The organism is Sphingobacterium sp. LRF_L2, assembly GCF_965644235.1.
Classification (GTDB): Bacteria; Bacteroidota; Bacteroidia; order Sphingobacteriales; family Sphingobacteriaceae; genus Sphingobacterium.
Genome location: NZ_CBFFRI010000009.1, coordinates 75,695 through 95,381, shown reverse-complemented (window position 1 = coordinate 95,381; position 19,687 = coordinate 75,695). Strand labels below are relative to the sequence as shown.

Sequence of the window (19,687 nt, the reverse complement as noted above, 5' to 3'; positions counted from 1 at the left end):
ATGTGTTTATGAAAGGTTGTTTTTAATAGAATTTTCATTCAAATTTGATGATTAAAACAGAATTAAATTCTGAAAAATACCTGTTTTCTTGTTTTTGTTTATTTTAATTCGTAGTTTTGCAGCACATCATCGGTATTGTTGTTTAAAAGCCTTCTCGAAAGCACCATATTTTAGACAACAAAGGGACTTGCTCCCAACCTTGTTTTATCCATGTGAGATAATACTCTTTAACGTTTACAGCAAACTATATGAAGGAAAATAGACAAGTAAAAATAAAAGTCGAAGATCTTACTTTGATTTTTGGTAAGAATAAAGAACGGGCACTCCAGATGCTCAAAGATGGGAAATCTAAAAAAGAAATCTTAAGAGAAACGAATTGTACTATTGGTGTAAATCGCGCGAGTTTTGAAATATATGAGGGTGAGTTTTTTGTTATCATGGGATTGTCGGGGAGTGGTAAATCAACCTTGCTACGTTGTCTAAATCGTCTAATAGAACCTACTGCCGGAGATATCATTATTAATGGAGATAATGTAACGCGAAAGAATAATAAGGAATTGTTGGATTTGCGGCGAACCGAGATGAGTATGGTGTTTCAAAAGTTTGGGCTGTTGCCACATCGTACTGTGTTGGAGAATGCAGCATTTGGATTGGAAATTAGAGGAGAGGAGAAAGATGTGCGCGAGGTAAAGGCACAAAAAGCTCTGGATACTGTAGGTCTCCGTGGATTTGAACATCAGTTGCCAGTTCAACTCTCTGGAGGTATGCAGCAACGTGTAGGTTTAGCTCGTGCATTGACCAATGATCCTGAAGTCCTACTGATGGATGAGGCTTTTTCTGCCCTCGATCCGCTTATAAAAACAGAAATGCAAGATGAACTTCTTGGACTTCAGGATAAGCTCTCGAAGACCATCGTATTCATTACCCACGATTTGGATGAAGCGATTAAACTCGGTGAGCGTATTGTAATTATGAAAGACGGGGTCATTGAGCAGATTGGAACAGCGGAAGAGATCTTAACCAATCCTGCCAGTGACTATGTAGAGGCTTTCGTGAAGAAAGTGGATCGCAAAACGATTATTACCGCTGGCACACTTATGTATGAAAAGCCTACTGCTGTACGCTTCAAAAAAGATGGACCTGAAGGAACATTGCGGAAGATGCGAACCACTGGTCTTGACGTTCTTCCTGTAGTTGATGAGAAAAACACTTTTTTAGGTTTCGTGTGGTTGGCTGATGCTATACAGTCTGCTCTAAATGAGGAGCCTACAGTAGCACGTATTATACAAGACAGTGTTCCGTCCGTTACGACGGAAGCTACAGTGGAAGAAATGTTGCCGTTGATTGCCGCAACAAAGTCACCGATTGCAGTAGTCGAGGAGGCTAGCAAAAAACTTTTGGGAATAATAGCTCAAAGTGCTTTAATTATCGAAGCTACACGTTTCAACCAGGAAGATATTCATAAGCTAAAAGAGCAAGCGAACAATTTTTAAAATAACATGGAGAAAATTATAGATATAGGACAATACGTTACAGAATTCGTCAATTGGTTAAGATTACATGGTAGACCCTTTTTTGATTTTATTAAAAATACAGGAAATGCATCTATCGAAGGAATAGAATGGATATTTGTGAGCATCCCGTTTTACCTTATGATCCCTCTTTTTACTCTTCTCGCTTTTAAACGTGCAGGGAAAGGAATTGCAGTTTTTACCTTATTGGGGTTAGGATTGATTTATTTAATGGGGTACTGGATTGCAACAATGCAGACGCTGGCACTTATTCTTTCTTCGACGGTGATTGCATTAGCATTGGCCGTTCCACTTGGGATATGGTCTGCAAAGAACAGCTCCGCACAGCGAATTATAAGGCCTATTTTGGATTTGATGCAAACGATGCCGGCCTTTGTATATCTTATTCCCGCGGTATTGTTTTTTAGTATAGGGAAAGTTCCAGGCGCGTTTGCGACGATTATTTTTGCTATGCCGCCGGCTGTAAGGCTTACGTCACTGGGGATTCAACAGGTGCCAAAAGATGTACTGGAGGCGGGTAGATCACTTGGTGCAACAAATAGGCAGGTTTTACTTAAAGTGGAACTACCTCTGGCCCTAAGAACGATATTAACCGGAGTTAACCAAACCATTTTGTTATCGTTATCGATGGTCGTGATAGCGGGGATGATTGCGGCAGGGGGGCTTGGTGAAAAAGTCTTGGAAGGAATTAGTAACCTCGATGTAGGTTTGGGATTTGAGTCTGGAATATCAGTGGTCATACTCGCTATTATTCTGGACCGTATCACGCAATCATTTAATAAACCCAAAGGTTTAACGAAGTAGGAAAGGAGATAAATGAAGATAAAATCTATATTGCTATTTATTGTTGTTGGTGTATTTACTATGGGATGTCAGGATTATCATAGGAAGCGTATCACGATCGGAATGGTAAATGGATGGGCTCAAAACGAAGCTATGACACTTGTTGCAGAAGAGATATTGACAAGACAGGGATATCATGTTGTGATTCAACGGGCATCTGCTGATCTGATATTTGCATCAATGGACAATGGAGATACGGATCTGTTTATGGATACATGGCTTCCGGAAACCCACGGACATAAAATTGCAAGATTTAAAAAAATACAATCAATTAGGGTCAATTATGAAAATGCCCGAATCGGATTAGTGGTTCCGACATATGTTACGATCGATTCTATTGAGGAATTAAACTTACATCGTGAGGCATTTCAAGATCGTATTGTCGGGATAGAGTTAGGGGCAGGGCTTACCAAAAGCACAAATAAGGCTATCGAAGATTACAAGTTGAATTTAAATCAGCTGAATTCTTCGTCGGTTGCTATGATTGCGGAACTAGATAAGGCGATAAAGGAACGACGTTGGATTGTTGTGAGTAGCTGGAAGCCCCATTGGATGTTTGCCAGCTATGATCTCAAATTTTTGGAAGATCCAAAAAAATCTTTTGGAGATGCCGAGCGAATCGAGACTTATGCTCGGCAAAATTTTGAAAAAGAACAGGCGGAGGTTTATGGTATATTTCAACGTATTTATTTTGATGATCTTTTATTGACCGAGTTGTTAGATAGGATGCAAAAAAATAAAAATAAAAAGACTGTAGCGAAAGAATGGGTTGACGAACATACAGTATTGGTTTCACAATGGATCGGCTCTTGATTGGCAAATCGGTCGTTTTGCAATAGGATTGGTTGTGCATTGAAAAACAGTTAGTCGATAAAAAAAAACAATTTTAGATAAAACAATAGCATAGGATTTGTTATCTTTAATACGATAGGATTTACAGGATGACGTGTTTATGATAGTAAATCGAGGCTAACGCACTCATTCATATCAAATAAATTTCATATTCCTGCAGAAGAATGCCGTAGGAATTGATTTGTTAAATGGCTACTAATGAATAAATAATTATTGACAAATGAAAGGATCATTGCTTGTTTTGTTTTTCGTATTATGTATTGTACAGGATATTACTGCACAGTCTGCTGTTGTGTCGTTTGCCAAGATAAAAGAGGTGACGGTGTTTACGAATGGCGCGGAGATGGTGAACACGGTAGATGCGAGTATTCCTCGGGGAAATGTGAAGCTGGTAATACATAATATAGCGAATGATCTGGATATTCGTAGTGTACAATTAGGTGGTCCCTCAGATATAACTGTTAATTCCGTTTCTTTAGATGAGGCTGCTACACCAGTCATAGCGAATGCTACACATAAGCAGTTGCAGGATAGTTTAGATCTTTTAAATAAACAAAAGCAACTATTTATCATCAAGAAATCTGCTAATGAAGGTGCGCAACGAATATTAAACAATGATAAATTGATACCCAATGGGGAAACGAAGCTAGATATTAGTTCAATTTCTGGCCTGTTAGACTATTACCAAAAGAAAAGCGTAGATCTGGGAAGTGAATCCAGTACTTTGGATAAGAAAATTGTGTCGTTAGATAGCGTTATTGCGTTGCTCGCTACACGTATTCAAAGTTATATTGGAAGCAGCAAACAGCTTATTGTTTATTTGAATAGTCAGATTGCTGGCAATATCTCAATTCGGCTAAGTTATCAAACCCAGGAAGCACAATGGACTCCTTATTATGACATTCGTGCGAAATCTATAAAGGAGCCCCTATCTTTTATCCATAAAGCTTATATCTACCAAAACACAGGTGTCGATTGGAAGAATGTGAAACTTATCTTATCGTCTGCGAATCCGTCGCAAGGTGGAGATGCTCCTGTTTTGAAACCCAGTTATGCAGGTTATTTCGTTGAAAGGCGGAATGCCGAGATGCAGGTCAACGATGCCTTGCAAGGACGTGTTGCTGGTGTAATGGTTAATTCGAAAGCTACTCGATCAAAAGAGGAAAAGGAAACAGTGGATCTTTTAGCTGTTCCCGCTGCTACTGCATCGGAAAATCAATTGAGTAAAAATTTTGAGATTGAAGCCTTACAAGATATTTTATCTAATGGGCAATCGCATAGTGTGTCTTTGAATGCATTTACACATCCTGCCGAATTCAAGTATTATGCTGTCCCAAAACTTGATAAAGATGCTTTCTTAGTAGCAGAAGTAAAAGACTATGAAAGATTGAATCTTATTCCAGGAGAGGCCAACGTCTTCTTCGAAAATATGTATGTAGGGAAATCTGTGATTGATGCTAATATCACCTCTGATACCTTACGTGTTAGTATGGGAAGAGATAAAGCAATTAAAATTGATCGGGAACGGATTGTGGAAGAGCGGAATAATCAAACGATTGTAGGGGGTAAAAGGCAGCATTATAGTTATCAATTGACAGTGAAGAATAACAAGTCTGTACCGGTACAATTACTTTTGGAGGATCAATATCCTATTTCTACAGATAAGAGTATAGATGTTAGCTTGGATAATAGTGGAAATGCGGAAGTAGACAAAGAAACCGGAGTACTTTCTTGGAATCTTAATCTTCAGCCAGGAGAGAGCAAAACGATTAAATTTAGTTTCCAAATTAAGTCTCCTAAAAACAGTAGAATTATTTTTTAAGTAAATCATTTATTAACTGTGCCATTCTTTCAATTTTAAGATCTTCACTCTTTGCTGAATATATCCATTCGACAATTGCTTTTTGCTTATTGTCTTTGTAGGAATAAAAAATTGAGTAAGCGTTCGGTTCAAACGATAAACATAGATTTAGTTCTTCTGGTATTTCAAATTGCTTGTTGTCTTCATACAGTAGGATATGAACAAAATCGCCTTCTTGTTTCTTGATTTTCTTCTTTAAGTGGGCATTCAACGATAGAAAAAGTACGCCATTTCCCATTGACTGCAATTTGAAATTTCTGATTTCAACATTATCAATTTGTCCCTTTACGGTCAGCCAACCAAAGGCTACTTTCTTGATTATCTTAATTTCTGGAAGCTTTACAATGGTCCAGCCTCCTTTTCCAGCGAATTTTTCTATTTTATAAATTTTGTCTGTTAGTAATTTATCTTTCATGCAATCAACTAATGAAATACCTGACCCTTTATTTTGTTGTTTGCCCATTTGTACGTTATGCGATGATGCAAAATTAATAATGTCGAGGGACAGCTTTATGTCAGCAGGCATTGTTTTTTTTTTTTTGCGCGTGTTTGGGTATTTAATAAAAGGAGATTTTTTATTGTTGCTCGTGGAGGGGCATTTTTCTTTTTCGAAGAATACGTTACCGAATTTTGGTGTGTAAAACATAAGGTAGCAGGATGCAGACTGTATTTATTTGTATTTTTATGAAGAGACAAAAGCAGAGCTGTACTAAAAAAAGTATCGGTTAATATCCTGTAATTATTAGCTAAAATAGACCTATAGAAGTATACGGATTCTATCTAGTTTTATAAAAAGTTAGCGAATGATAAATTATGTTTTTCAATTCAGTGATATCGATAAACAAGATTGACATTGTGCCATGCTGTTTTTGTGGATGAAAAAATACTATTGAATAAACAGGCCATTTCAAGAAGGTTCTGTTGAAAATGATATAATATGAAAATAAATAAATTAATCTTCCGTGTCCTCTTTCTCGCAGTTGTGTTTGTGGAGAATATTGATATTGTTCAAGCACAAAATGGAGATCAGATCTTGGACGGTATTGGAGAAACAGGGATGATCGCGCGTTACGTATTTGACGGAGACCTTAAGGATTGGTCTCGGAATGGTTTACATGGTAAAGCGCAGGAACCAAAATTTGTCCATGATGAACAGTTTGGGAAGGTGTTATCTCTATCGGGGACAAGTCAGGATTTTGTTTCTATTCCAGGTGAAGCACTCAACGACATCGAATCACTTAGTATTTCGGGATGGGTATACTTGCGCTCGGCTGCCGTAGGACAGCGATTCTTTGATTTTGGAAAAAATTTGACAACACATTTCTTTGCTGCGCCATTTGGTACTAAAAATCAAACAGGTTTTCAATCGTCTATTAATCGGCAAGGAAGTTCCAATAAAAGCGCTATTTCTTCTGCAATTGCGTTGAACAAATGGGTTCATCTTGCTATTGTGGTTGATGTCGCCTCGAAATCGCTCAGGACATACGTGGATAGTAAACCGGTTGGGGAAGCAAAAGATATAACTTTCGAACTGTCACAAGTACTGGGACAGAAAAGTGGAGAGAAAAATCTATTTTATATTGGACGATCTTTAGCAGCAGATGATCCAAACCTGAACGCATTGTTCCATGATTTTAGGATCTATCGGGTTGCTTTAAGTCCAAAGCAAGTGACAGGAATTTATGCCAATGCATTGAAAGATGTGCATGAGGACACTGCCAATATGGGAAAAGCAGAAGATGATCTTCCGACATTTGCGCTTACACAGGCTCAACTGTACAATGCCTACTTGTTGGGCGTTGCTGATGTAGAGGTGGAAACGGAAATTGGCAATCTGCCACGTTTACCGAGTTATGTACAAGGTACCTATCGGGATGCGATGGTAGGGCCTAAAGTCCGTGTTTTGTGGCCTTCTGCTATTGACAACGATGCGGTACTTGAGGCAGGAAAATATACAATAACAGGACGTATTCCCGGTACAGATTTGCAGCCTAAAGCTACAATTACCGTAAAGGGATTTGAAAAGCCGACTTCGCCTAGTTCCAAGCTAGAAACATTCCATCTCGATCAAGTTTCCTTAGATAATGATAGTCATCAACATGATACAAAATTCATAGAAAACCGCGATAAGTTTATAAATACACTTGCTCAAACAGATCCGAACTCTTTTTTGTATATGTTTCGTCATGCTTTTGGTCAGCAGCAACCATCCGGGGCAGAGCCGCTTGGTGTGTGGGATAGTCAGGATACGAAATTAAGAGGACACGCTACAGGACATTATCTTACCGCTATTGCACAAGCATATGCTAGTACGGGATATGATAAAGCTCTGCAGGCAAATTTTCTGAATAAAATGGAATATATGGTTAACACCTTATATGAGTTGTCGCAATTATCTGGAAAAGGAAAAGATGGAGGGAGTACATTTGTAGCTGATCCAAGCGCAGTGCCTTATGGTCCAGGAAAGTCCGATTATGATTCAGATCTTAGTGAAGAGGGGATTCGAACAGATTATTGGAATTGGGGCGTAGGGTTTATCAGTGCATATCCGCCTGATCAGTTCATTATGTTAGAACGAGGAGCTAAGTACGGTGGACAGAAAAACCAAGTTTGGGCACCTTACTATACTTTACATAAGATTTTGGCTGGCTTGATGGATGTGTATGAGGTAAGTGGTAATAAAAGAGCCCTAGAGGTAGCGAGAGGGATGAGTGACTGGGTATATACACGCCTCAGTAAAGTTCCGACAGAAACATTAATTAAAATGTGGAACACCTACATAGCGGGAGAGTTTGGTGGAATGAATGAAGCTATGGCCCGACTTTATAGAATAACGAACGAGCCGAATTATTTGAAAACCGCTCAGTTGTTCGATAATATCGATATGTTTTTTGGCGATGCAAAACATACACATGGATTAGCGAAAAACGTCGATACATTTCGCGGTTTGCATGCGAATCAGCACATTCCTCAAATTGTAGGTAGTATAGAGATGTATCGTGTTTCCAACGATCCTGATTATTATAAGATTGCTGATAACTTTTGGTATAAGGCTGTCAATGACTATATGTATAGCATTGGAGGTGTCGCAGGTGCCCGTAATCCAGCCAATGCTGAATGTTTCATTAGTCAGCCTGCCACTTTATATGAGAATGGCTTCTCTGCAGGAGGACAAAATGAAACCTGCGCAACATACAACATGCTGAAGTTGACGAGTAACCTCTTTTTGTTTGATCAGCGAGCGGAATTAATGGATTACTACGAACGTGGATTATATAATCACATCTTGGCTTCCGTGGCGGAGAATAGTCCTGCAAATACCTATCATGTTCCGCTTCGGCCCGGCTCTATCAAGCAATTCGGTAATCCTAACATGACAGGCTTTACCTGTTGTAATGGTACAGCAATCGAAAGTAGCACCAAATTACAGAACTCAATTTACTTCAAAAGTAAGGATAATCAAGCCCTATATGTCAATTTATATATTCCTTCGACACTGCAATGGACCGAAAGAGGGATAACCATAGAACAGACTACAGCTTTTCCAAAGGAAGACCAGACACGGTTGACGATAAAAGGGAAAGGAAAATTTGATGTACATGTCCGCGTTCCCGGTTGGGCGACTAAAGGATTCTTTGTGAAAATAAATGGTAAATCTCAAAAGATTCAGGCCACTCCAGGTAGTTATCTAAAGCTTAGCCGCAAATGGAATGATGGCGATGTGATTGATCTACAGATGCCTTTCCAATTCCATCTTGATCCGGTGATGGATCAACAAAATGTGGCTAGTCTATTTTATGGGCCGGTGCTGTTGGCTGCACAGGAATCTGAAGCTCGTAAAGAATGGCGTAAGGTTACGCTCGATGCGCAGGATATCAGTAAGTCAATTCAAGGTAATCCAGAATCTTTACAATTCACTATTGGCGATGTGATGTTCAAACCTTTCTATGAAACCTATGGACGTCATTCTGTTTACTTAGATGTTACCTTAAAATAAAGAAATGATTTTTCGTTGAAAAGGCGTCCTCTTAATTCAGAGGACGCCTTTTTGCATTTCTATTTGTATTGTTTGAAAATGTCTTGTTCATACCTGCCTATTCAAGGCGAAGCTATGTTTTCTTCTATGTTGAAGAGAAGTCGATGAAAATCGAAAACATTTAACTACTTCAAATGTTCTTGTATATTTGTTTTAACCACTTCGTTAAATTACGAATACATCACACTACCAATTGAAAATATATTATGAGCAAGAAAACAGAACAAACACTTCGTTATGATTGGGGCTATCGTTTATTCATCTTAGCTTCTTTATTAGTCATAGTCACTTTTGTTGCCTATAGACCTTTCCATTTAAGTACGTTAAACTCAAGTAGCGGATTTATTGGATTCTCTCAAATTGCTATTTTAGTTTTAGCAATTGCAGTCATTTATTTCTTAGCGAAATATGCTTACTATGTCTTCACATGGAAAGCTATTATCAACGAGAATGGATGTACTATTATCTTACCTGTTCGCAGTAACCAGGTGTATTATTGGGACAGAGGAGATATTGTGTTAGGCAAAATGCATCAGTTAGCGTTAGCCGCTAAATTAAAAGATGGAAGTTTTAGGACTTATCAGTTAAGTCTTTGGGTGACAGGTAAACAGCAACTTATTGATTCCCATTTTAGATATTTACATGCACGGTGGAATGATTTAGCTCAGAAAGCAGGTGTTGCTGTAGCATCGCCGTTTAGTGATGCTCTTGAGGTAAAAAGAAAAAAACGGTTCAATTATGGGCTGATTAGGCGTTTATTTATTGTTCTGTATACCTTTTTTATTACACTATGGCTTGCTGCACTAGTGTTTTTAGGTTCAGTTCCCGATAGAGTTTTTGTACAGATACTGATTTGTGTTGCACTGGCAACGCAAATCCATCTTGTCGTTCGGTATTGGAAAGTATTCGAGTCTATATGGTTTGGCTTGCTGATAGGCTGTGCGAGTTTTTCTATTATTCTCTGGAATATCTTGATTTTTGATTTAGTTCATGTCGAGAGTGAATTCTTCTTTCTTCGCTGGGGAGCTGTATTTGCATTTATAATGACTTTAGGAATTCGATGTCTTTTGCCTTCCGATAAAAAAAGTAGCGTTTTAACTTCTCGTATCAGACTGTATCCAATCTTGTTCCTTTTGTTAAGTATGTACTTTATTCCCGCATTAAAATTAGGTAATATGATTGATGCGGAACGTGATTCTTCTGCGCCAAAAAGCCATTCGCAGAATTTTTGGCAGCTGAGTATACCTGATGAAGCGTCGTATCGTGGAGAGGAATCATCTCCAATAGATGGGAAGGCTGTACGGATGTCGCTATTTCAAGGCAAGCTAGGAATTGGTTGGTTCTATGGTGAAAAACTTCATATCGGGGTTGAAAATGCGATGCTGATAGAGCCTTGATTTTTAATCGTATAGCGTGGTTTGTAGAAGTTTGAAAGATTGTTCTTCAAGAGAAATTGTTTTCGTCTTGGAATTAATTTTGAGTTAGCAAGGAGGGAATAAAAAAAACCTGAAGTGGGGAACTTCAGGTTTTTACTAACTAACCAATTATTAACCTAAATTATGAATCGATTATATAACGCTTCTCATTTCGCAAAGTTGTGCCGGAAATATTTTTTAACGGAACTTTAACGGAATGATCAGAATTCTTTCTGACATGATGATACAATTTGGTGATTTATTGATACTATAAGTGGATGATTGCTCGATAAGTTTGCAGAAATTGCAATTGATTTAACGCTGATCAAATTAATAAACGGGCAGGCAGCTGTGTTTTCGCTGCGAGGCATTATCGTTCAATTTTAATAACCCAAAATTAGTTATGATGAAAAAAAATAGCATTTTATTTTCATTCGTATTATCTGTTATGCTGGTGTCTGCACAGACAAATGAGTTTAAGTTTTTAAAATCTTTTGATCCAAAGGTTGTTGGAAAAAAATTGGCATATCATTTTGTTGACGATAGACACGATCTCTATGCAGGACGATGGATACATTATGCGGAGGTATGTACTTGGAACGGAGCGGTTGAGTTCGCTTTGAAGACAAAAGATCAACAACTCTTAAAATTGTTAGTCAATAAATTCGAGCCCTTTTTTTCTAGGGAAGCGGCGCTATTACCTCCTAAAAATCATGTCGATTACAACATGTTTGGAAGTCTTGCGCTAAAGCTCTACCGAGTAACAAAAGATCAACGTTATAAGGATATGGGGCTTGCTTATGCCGATTCCCAATGGATTTTGCCTGAAAACGCGAAGCCCGAAGAAAGAGCTTGGGCAGACAAAGGTTACTCTTGGCAGACTCGTTTATGGATAGATGATATGTATATGATTACTGTTGTTCAAATGGAAGCTTTTAAAGTGACGGGCGATAGAAAATATATCGATCGGGCGGCAAAGGAAATGGTTTTGTATCTCGACGAACTTCAACGACCAAATGGTTTATTTTATCATGCTCCTGATGTTCCCTATTATTGGGCAAGGGGAGATGGGTGGATGTCTGTTGGTATGGCAGATCTATTGTTTCACCTGCCTGAGGGGCATAAAGATCGTCCACGGATTATGGAAGGATATTTAGATATGATGAAAAATCTAAAAGATTATCAACAGGTCTCTGGGATGTGGAACCAGCTGATTGATCAATCTGATTTCTGGCCTGAGACCTCTGGATCAGCAATGTTTACTTACGGATTTATCATGGGGGTAAAGCAGGGATGGTTGGATGCTGATGAGTATAGTATAGCGACAAAAAAAGCGTGGGAAGCGTTGGTGCCCTATATTGATGAACGGAACAATGTAACAGAGGTCTGCATTGGAACTGGCAAGAAGGATGATAAACAATATTATTATGAACGTCCACGAAATGCGGGAGATTTTCACGGACAAGCACCGTATTTATGGTGTGCTGTAGCACTTCTGTAAAATAGCAGCCTACAGGAAGAGGACAATTTGAGACAAGCAAGCTTTGAAGATAAGTAGGCAAATCCGAAGTAAATAGTTATGACGTATTAGCCAGCCTTGCAAAAGGGGCTGGCTAATACATTAGTGTAAGATGGCTAGTGTTATTTCTGGTGCCCATTTTTTGAGAAACTAGTTGCCAAGCGAATTTTATTTTTGTGGAATTTCTCTGAAATAGCTTTAAAAGAACAAGATTATTCCTGTTGTATCCAATGATATTGCTCTTTATGCAAATAAATAACACCTCCTCCACAACTTTCTGCTGCATGGATAAATATACCGTCATTTTCCAGCCTAATTTTATCGGCATCATCTACTTCATCTTCACCAATAATCTCTCCTTCTTCATTCACGTTATCAAAGTAGACTTCATTTTTTGGCGCTTTCTCAAAAATACCGACCCATTCTAAGTCGTCAAATCCTCGATCTAATACATCCTTCCCAAATCCCAATGAATCAATTTTTTCTGTGCCACCAAATTTGATTTGTAGTCCACTTTTTCCGGTGTGTGGGTCTAAAAGTAGACTAACCGTTTCCGATATACCATCTCCATCTAAATCACATTGTATAGGTTTAAATAACTTCGGGGTGATCGGTGCTGGCGAATCGATCTCTGCAGTCGCTAGGTCTACATTTTGAGCAATTGAGGTTGTATCTAAAACTGCTGATTTCTTGTTCAGAAGCGTGTCTGCCGAACTGTTCGATTGTGCGTTGCTTGTTTCTTGTTGGCACGAAATCAAGAAAAAGGACAGCGTAACGCATGCTAAAAATGAGTAAGAAGCTAATTTATGATTAAATCGATTGTTTGTGATCATGTTATTTATGTACTATAATTCTAGCATTACAAAAATAATGCTAGAATTATAGTTGTTTCTTTCTGTAGATAGGAAGCGTTTGTGTTTATTGGTGGGGGATAGGAGACTTGTTGTATCAAAGCCATTTGCTTACATGTTCGCTTCTGACTTCAAATTGAGCCGATAAAGATTTCAGACGAGCTTGTAATAGTAGTTTTCTACCCTTAAGATTTCGGGTGAATAATAAGGAAGTTGGACCTACTTTTTCTCTCCATTGCGTCTCAAAATATTGTGCCGTAGATTTGTTTCGCCCTATGATTTCAGGAACGGCATGGTAATCTATTTGTTCCCGCCATTTGAAGAGGCGACTTTCTCTTGTAAGAATGTATCTTGGGTTCTGAATTGATTCTACAATTTCCTGCATGGCTTCGATGAACATTGATTTTTCAACTGTTGTTCCCCCATTCAAATGGGAATAAATAGCACCATCGGCATCGATATGCGTGTCGATAGCGAGTACAGATAAATCGGTCTGTATGATCTTTGCCTGATGAAGCGTTGCTAGTAAAGCTTCTCCAATATGTCGAATATCCTTTGAAATGTCTCTATACTGGAGGTACAACCGAAAAGCGATATAGGTTTTTCGTCCAAATAATATTACTCCGCCTACAGCTATGGCTGTCAATACCCAATAGAGTTCTTGTCGATTGTTGACGTGTTCGGATATACGATCGATGTTGTTTAAAATACTTTCTAGATATCCTAATACAGATGTAGCTAGTGTTGCTGTTAGGTTGTAGATTGTTTTATTTAAGTAAAGTGATTTAGTCTGTTCATAGGTTTTTCGTTCTCGAAAAGGTATTTTAATCTCTTCAACCAGAGATACCCCTTTTAGTAATGCTTCGTCCCACTTCTTTTTTAGATTCTCCCGATTTGATGCAGCGGTAAACATAGCTGTATTAACAGCTGTTATATGTTCTTGCGTACGATAATCAAGAGGGAGGCCAAGCCGACCAATCCCATTTTCAATTCCACTGTCTGCCTGAAAGGACAGACCTATAAATGTTTTGAATTTTCTTTTTAACAAATCCATATCGGTACCTCCATTTGGAAGGGTAGGGTCTAAACAGACGAGGTGCCATATATTACTTGTTTTATTCGGATTCATTTTCTGACTGCGGATTGCGCGGCCGCGCATTTGATTTGAAAGAACAAATGAGCCGACAAAACTAGCTAATATTAGCGCATTGATTGCTGGTGCATCCCAACCTTCTCCCAAAAGCGATTTTGTTCCAATTAAAATCTCAATATCACCTGCTTGGAAAAGTTGGGTAACGATATGAACAGCCTGATGTTTAAAACGTTCCGATAGTTCCACCAAAAGATAGTTCCTGTCATAGGGAACATTCGTGAATTTGCTGTTCATTACCCCTAGCTGTACGGCGAGGTCTTCAAAGTTGCGCTGTACGCACAATGGAATGATGATAATGGAACCTGTTAATACGGCTATTTTTTTTTGATTTACATTCTCTCTTCGTAATTTCTCAAATATCGGGAGTACACCAAGTTTGGTTAATTCCACATTGTTCGTTGTATTTTTGAGAAAAAACTCTTTTCGTATATAATCTGTTAATATGACAAGACGCAACTTATTCCCCAGTTGGCTGTGCTCGAAATCGACAATTTCTTTTATACCGTCGAGTTTCCGGATACTGTTTGTCAAACTTGTAGTTACCGATTGATTATTTAAAAAGTCAATACGTTTATTTTCGAGTATTCCTTTACGTCTAAGTCTATTTTCTATTTGTTGCCTGTGTTCTTCGAAAAGTTGGAAATAGACGTTTTCTTTATAGAGATAGAACGTCAAGAGCCTTTCCATCCATGAATAGTCAAACGATGGTACCGTAAAATCTTTATCGCCTATAATATCCCAATGTGTATCGAGCAACTCTCGTCCATTTGAGAACAGGAAAATTAAACATGCCGAATACGATGACATGTCGTTATATATGGCGTCTATGTGTGCCTCTGGCGAATGCCAATAAGGATGCTGCTCCATTGCTGCGATTAAAACCTCATCGTGTTTTAACTCGTTAAAAATCCTTGATGCATTTTCCCGAAACAAGCTAATAAGCTTGCTTTCTTGTGAGGTAGGAAGCATAAAGTGTATATAATCCTGATGCAAGCACAGATCATTTGCTTTAACGAGTTCTGGAACAGATATTTCTTCATCTATAGGACCGTTGAGGTCAATATATCTCCTCCATTCCGCTACAGATACGTCGTATGGAGGTGTGGCCGTTAGTCCGACAACCGTAGGTTTGAGCGCTTCTTTTACCTCAAAGAGGGTTTCCCACCAGGCATTTTTAAGGTGGTGTGCTTCGTCTAATATAAGCGTAGCTATGTTTTGTGCTTTTAGTTTATTAACGACGCTTTTTAAGCCTATTGATCCCTTTTCTGACGACACTTGTGTTACAGTCTCTTTTTCTTTGGCGCAAGCGGCATGCAATCCTTGGTAGGTCACCACCGTTACGAAAGCAGGCGAACGAATATCTGTAGACAGCCATTCTGGTTTATCGTTTTCTTGTAAGAAAAGATCGCAAAAACGTTGGATCCATTGATTCTTTATTGCAGTTGTCGGTGCTAAAATCAAGGTGGGCTTATTCAGACGAATGGCTACTTCTAAGCCAAGTACAGTCTTCCCAGAACCCGGAGGAGCAACTATATGCAAATGTCTATCTTCGAGGTGTGTCGACAGATTATCTAATATACGTTGCTGGTAGGCACGCCAAGGGTATTTAAATTGTATCGTTTTGGGAAATGCTTTCAATTATTGGAAACCTGATGAAAGTCCAAAATACGAAAGTCTCTTTACGATTCAAAATCGATGACGTAATACTTGAGCACTTGTACCGGTCAATTGTTTGTACGTATATTGTTTTGATCGCTGCCAATGAACTGTATCCTTTAGTTCGTAATGTCTTTTGTTGTTCGTTCGGACCAATTTAAACCGGCGGGTAACTCTTGATTTGAAAATTCGATGTGAATAACGCGACGTCTTTTTCCGTTGGTTGTCCGGCTTGAACTATGGAGTAGGAGAGGCTTCATAATCATCACTCCTCCTTGATGCACTACGCAGGTTTTTACCGTCTCTTTTTCCCAGTCGATATTCTCTGGTCTATAAATCTGTTTAAGATGTGATTTTTCAATTACATTAAGGGCTCCATTTTCATGATCTGTGTCATCTAAATGGATACGTAGCGTAAAGATATTTTCTAATATTGCTATTGGAGGTTGTACTGCAAACTGGTTCTGTTTGTTGGTCCATGGACCAAAGCCTGCAATCTCTCGTTTTTTGTCGACCGATATCGTTAAGTCTTGATGGTACGCTACATACCAATTTGAAGTCTCAGGCTTATCAAAATAGATACTCTTTATACAGAAAAAATCTTCTCCGAATAAGCTAGATACTATTTTCTTCGCTCTTTCTGTAAAGATAAGTTTTTCAACTTCAGGTATTTCTTTAAGGAACTGTCGGATGGCAAATAAATCCATAGACTTTCGGAACGTTTCTTTTGATTTATCGGCTTGTTCAATAACATTAATGATGTTTTTAATCTCCTGTTTGCTGTAGATCTCTTCTATAATTGTAAAACCTCGCTCGGCAATTTCTTGCACATATTTTGATAACGTAAAACCCATTCGTTCTAAAACTAATCTTCGATAATCTGTTTAAGACTAAGCAATTTTGTCGCCCACTCTATTTGAATGAAAATAAGAAAAAAGATTAGCTAATGTTTACGTTGGTCAACTTTTTCATTTTAATACAATCTTTGGCCTCCACATTCTATCTAGGAGGGATATAGGCTTTTCAGTTATTTAAATAATTGACTGGAAATGGTTTTTAGATAGTACTTGTTTGTTAATAAGTGAGTTATCATTGTGGTTTTGCATGAGAAAATAAATTAACTTTGCCTCGTGAAAGAGAAGAAAATCCCGCTACGGATTCCGATTTAATCGTTAACGAAGAACGATCGTTGCTTTTTCAATTTAGGCTTGACCGTTAATACCAAACGTAAGGCATATGCTACCATTGTCTATTCTATTTGTTTAAAATTAACTCTATAATCGTCATGAACAGTACCTATCTTTCCAGTGTCATCAAACAATTTGCTTATTACAAAATGCTAGGTGAAAATGCCATAGCTCAATTAGATGACGAAAGTCTTTTTTTGCAGTACAATACGGAGAGCAATAGCATCGCTATGATTGTTAATCATGTTGCAGGAAACATGTTGTCACGTTTTACTGATTTTTTGACTTCAGATGGAGAGAAATCTTGGCGAAATAGAGATTCAGAATTTGAGGCTATATTGACGACGCGAGAAGAATTACTAAAGATTTGGGAAAAAGGATGGTCTTGTTTGTTTGCTGCTTTGGACACTTTAAAAGAAGGTGATTTAGAGTCGATAGTTTATATTAGAAATGATGGACATACAGTAACGGAGGCAATAAATAGACAACTTGCACATTATCCGTATCATATCGGACAACTCGTGTTTATCGCTAAAATGGTAAAAAATGAACAGTGGAAGACACTATCTATTGCTCGTCATCGATCGAACGACTATAACGACCGTAAATTTGAACAAGGCAAACAGAGAAGGCATTTTACCGATGATTTATAGGGCTATCAAAATTGGTATATAGGAGCGATACCAAATAAAAAATCCTGAAGCGGGGAGCTTCAGGATTTTTACTAACTAACCAATTATTAACCTAAATTATGAATGACCAAAGATAGGCAGTATTTCGCTTATCGAACGCATCATATCTGGTGTTTTAACATCTTTTAACCTAGCTTACATACCCGTGACATTACTTTACACAATCTGTTGGTAAATTCGGAAAAAGAGTGATAAAAGAAATATAGGCAATCCAATAAGAAAAATATTTCGGCCGTGTAATCGATCTCTTTCGCTGTAAGCGTATATAACTGCACCAGTAGGTAAAGTTTTCTTAGAACTAGCGAGTACGTATCCAATAATTATTCCTAATAATCCTCCAAATACGGCAAATATATAACCCAGTACCACCCATTTTTGTTGGTTTTCGATTGGGGCAGAAAGTGCAGTTAATCGATCTTGCTTAAGTGAAAGTATATAGCTTTCGTCAATAACATTTCCTCGCTCCTGTAAAATCTTCTTTGCAAGTATATAGTCAAAATCTCCCCACTCATCAGGTTTCGACAAAATATCATAAAGTTCTTCGTTTGTAAACTGATAGAGATAGTAGTCGTTCTCAATATCTCCAACGGTGATGCTGTCTTGAATTTCATGTTTGATTGCGAGTTCGGCACGAGTGAAATCGGATTGGTGTATTAATAGTTCGAAGGCATACGCTGCTGTCTGACCAGTGAATGTAATATCCACTGGAGGACTGTTCTGATTGAGACGTGCAGAGATTTCATTTTTTTGAAGAAAATCTTGCAGTTCCTCAGCTTCTTTAAATGTTTGAAACTTACGAAATACGACAAAAGTGTTGTCCATTTATTTAAGATTTTAATATTAATTGATATGGTGGTGGAGAGTTTTTCAAGTAGTCTATTGCCTGATAATCTACCACCTCACGTCTTAGAAGCTCTTAAACTTGTCCTAAAAAATCTATTTACAAAATAAATAATATAGTTTATGCTATGATCGTGTAAGCTAATAATTATAAGTTCTTCGCATGCAAAGATAAAATTTTCATGAACAATCCTCCTTCCTCAGATCAACTTTTGACGCCCGCGACAAAAGCTAGAATTGGCACAAAATATAGATTTAATCTTTTTTTCCATTTGCGATGCGCATAACGCTTTAAGCAACGTCATGCTGCTTCGTTATCCCCATGGTATAAATACTTGGTGGAATACCAAAATGTTTATGAAAATCCCTTGAGAAATTCGATTGTACACTGTAACCGACCATATTTGCGATCTGTGTAATGTTATATTTCTTTTGAGCGAGCAATTCTGCCGCCTTTTTCAGTTTAGCGATGTTGATCATTTCATTCGGGGTTAAATCCGAATACTGTTTAACTTTTCTATAAAGAGTGGGGCGACTCATATTCATGAGTTTGGCCAACTCGTCTACATTCAGGTCGATGTCCGAGATATTTGCGTAGATAATCTTGTTAAGTTGTTCGGTAAAGTCCTCCGTTGCGACAGTTGCAGAATTATGTTGGTTTGGTGAAAAGAATTGAGCAAAGTAATTCCTTACAATTTTTCGATTATTCAGGATATTTTGCATTTGAGCCAACAAAAAATCCAAAGAAAAAGGCTTTTCGATGTAAGCGTCTGCACCGCTGTTCAATCCTTTTATTTTAATTTCAAGGGTATTTTGAGCCGTAAGAAAAATAACCGGGATATGACTGTAGGACACCTCCGTTTTTATATGTTTACAGAGGGTGATACCGTCTATGATTGGGGTGATAATCTCCGTTATCACAAGTTGTACCTCATTTTCTGCAAGTATAGCCAGTGCTTCATTTCCATTGGTCGCTCTCAAAATCATATAGTCAGTCTTCAGTTCCTTATTTAAATAAGCCAATACCTCTTTGTCGTCTTCTACCAATAAAATGACAGGTTTTGTGGTTTCTCGCTTATAACAAGAACTAAGAGTTGGATGATGATCATCGCTAATTTTTAGATTTAAGGATTTAGCAATTGTTTTTGTAAAAGATAAGCTCATTTTCAATAGGTTTTTCGTTTATAAGTTTAGCCAGCTAATGGATGGTGTTCTATCCATTGAAAATGTAATCTGTTTTATTCGATTTT

14 protein-coding genes are annotated in these 19,687 nt (G+C 38.0%); 8 read left to right on the top strand and 6 right to left on the bottom strand.

Annotation, left to right across the window (positions count from 1 at the left end):
* Nucleotides 1–248: 248 nt before the first annotated feature.
* From ACSZOX_RS17915 to ACSZOX_RS17900, 4 genes are all read left to right on the top strand, one after another.
* Nucleotides 249–1,493, top strand: a complete 1,245-nt coding sequence (locus ACSZOX_RS17915) for a quaternary amine ABC transporter ATP-binding protein (RefSeq protein ID WP_437921559.1) — start codon at nucleotides 249–251, stop codon at nucleotides 1,491–1,493.
* A gap of 6 nt (nucleotides 1,494–1,499) precedes the next feature.
* Nucleotides 1,500–2,336, top strand: coding sequence for an ABC transporter permease (locus tag ACSZOX_RS17910; RefSeq protein ID WP_437921558.1), 837 nt, complete (start codon nucleotides 1,500–1,502; stop codon nucleotides 2,334–2,336).
* A gap of 12 nt (nucleotides 2,337–2,348) precedes the next feature.
* Nucleotides 2,349–3,188 carry a glycine betaine ABC transporter substrate-binding protein gene (locus ACSZOX_RS17905; RefSeq protein WP_437921557.1) on the top strand — a complete coding sequence of 280 codons (840 nt, stop codon included), beginning with the start codon at nucleotides 2,349–2,351 and terminating at the stop codon, nucleotides 3,186–3,188.
* Nucleotides 3,189–3,447: 259 nt separating this feature from the next.
* Nucleotides 3,448–5,049, top strand: coding sequence for a DUF4139 domain-containing protein (locus tag ACSZOX_RS17900; protein WP_437921556.1), 1,602 nt, complete (start codon nucleotides 3,448–3,450; stop codon nucleotides 5,047–5,049).
* On the opposite strand, the gene ACSZOX_RS17895 is transcribed toward ACSZOX_RS17900, so the two are convergent.
* Nucleotides 5,039–5,734: a DUF1905 domain-containing protein gene (locus ACSZOX_RS17895; RefSeq protein WP_437921555.1), complete on the bottom strand. Its 696-nt coding sequence runs from the start codon at nucleotides 5,732–5,734 to the stop codon at nucleotides 5,039–5,041. The two genes, ACSZOX_RS17900 and ACSZOX_RS17895, sit on opposite strands and share 11 nt — an antisense overlap.
* A gap of 291 nt (nucleotides 5,735–6,025) precedes the next feature.
* Between ACSZOX_RS17895 and ACSZOX_RS17890 the strand changes: the two genes are divergently transcribed.
* The 3 genes from ACSZOX_RS17890 to ACSZOX_RS17880 all read left to right on the top strand — a co-directional run bounded on the left by ACSZOX_RS17890 (nucleotide 6,026) and on the right by ACSZOX_RS17880 (nucleotide 12,040).
* Nucleotides 6,026–9,085 carry a beta-L-arabinofuranosidase domain-containing protein gene (locus tag ACSZOX_RS17890; protein WP_437921554.1) on the top strand — a complete coding sequence of 1,020 codons (3,060 nt, stop codon included), beginning with the start codon at nucleotides 6,026–6,028 and terminating at the stop codon, nucleotides 9,083–9,085.
* A 245-nt stretch (nucleotides 9,086–9,330) separates the two neighbouring features.
* A complete protein-coding gene (locus ACSZOX_RS17885; RefSeq protein ID WP_437921553.1) occupies nucleotides 9,331–10,521 on the top strand; it encodes a hypothetical protein in 1,191 nt (396 codons plus the stop codon).
* 421 nt (nucleotides 10,522–10,942) lie between these two features.
* Nucleotides 10,943–12,040 carry a glycoside hydrolase family 88/105 protein gene (locus ACSZOX_RS17880; RefSeq protein WP_437921552.1) on the top strand — a complete coding sequence of 366 codons (1,098 nt, stop codon included), beginning with the start codon at nucleotides 10,943–10,945 and terminating at the stop codon, nucleotides 12,038–12,040.
* A 230-nt stretch (nucleotides 12,041–12,270) separates the two neighbouring features.
* On the opposite strand, the gene ACSZOX_RS17875 is transcribed toward ACSZOX_RS17880, so the two are convergent.
* The 3 genes from ACSZOX_RS17875 to ACSZOX_RS17865 form a co-directional block, all read right to left on the bottom strand.
* Nucleotides 12,271–12,891 (bottom strand): hypothetical protein, encoded by a 621-nt coding sequence (locus tag ACSZOX_RS17875; protein ID WP_437921551.1) that lies wholly within the window; start codon nucleotides 12,889–12,891, stop codon nucleotides 12,271–12,273.
* 115 nt (nucleotides 12,892–13,006) lie between these two features.
* Nucleotides 13,007–15,700: a DEAD/DEAH box helicase family protein gene (locus ACSZOX_RS17870; RefSeq protein WP_437921550.1), complete on the bottom strand. Its 2,694-nt coding sequence runs from the start codon at nucleotides 15,698–15,700 to the stop codon at nucleotides 13,007–13,009.
* A gap of 137 nt (nucleotides 15,701–15,837) precedes the next feature.
* The gene (locus tag ACSZOX_RS17865; protein WP_437921549.1) at nucleotides 15,838–16,572 is read right to left on the bottom strand and encodes a phytanoyl-CoA dioxygenase family protein; all 735 of its coding nucleotides are present in this window, start codon (nucleotides 16,570–16,572) and stop codon (nucleotides 15,838–15,840) included.
* Between the two features lie 431 nt (nucleotides 16,573–17,003).
* On the opposite strand from ACSZOX_RS17865, the gene ACSZOX_RS17860 reads away from it, so the two are divergent.
* The gene (locus ACSZOX_RS17860) at nucleotides 17,004–17,558 is read left to right on the top strand and encodes a DUF1572 family protein (protein ID WP_437921548.1); all 555 of its coding nucleotides are present in this window, start codon (nucleotides 17,004–17,006) and stop codon (nucleotides 17,556–17,558) included.
* A 195-nt stretch (nucleotides 17,559–17,753) separates the two neighbouring features.
* On the opposite strand, the gene ACSZOX_RS17855 is transcribed toward ACSZOX_RS17860, so the two are convergent.
* Nucleotides 17,754–18,419: a hypothetical protein gene (locus tag ACSZOX_RS17855; protein ID WP_437921547.1), complete on the bottom strand. Its 666-nt coding sequence runs from the start codon at nucleotides 18,417–18,419 to the stop codon at nucleotides 17,754–17,756.
* Between the two features lie 309 nt (nucleotides 18,420–18,728).
* Nucleotides 18,729–19,601, bottom strand: a complete 873-nt coding sequence (locus ACSZOX_RS17850) for a response regulator transcription factor (RefSeq protein WP_437921546.1) — start codon at nucleotides 19,599–19,601, stop codon at nucleotides 18,729–18,731.
* Nucleotides 19,602–19,687: the final 86 nt, after the last annotated feature.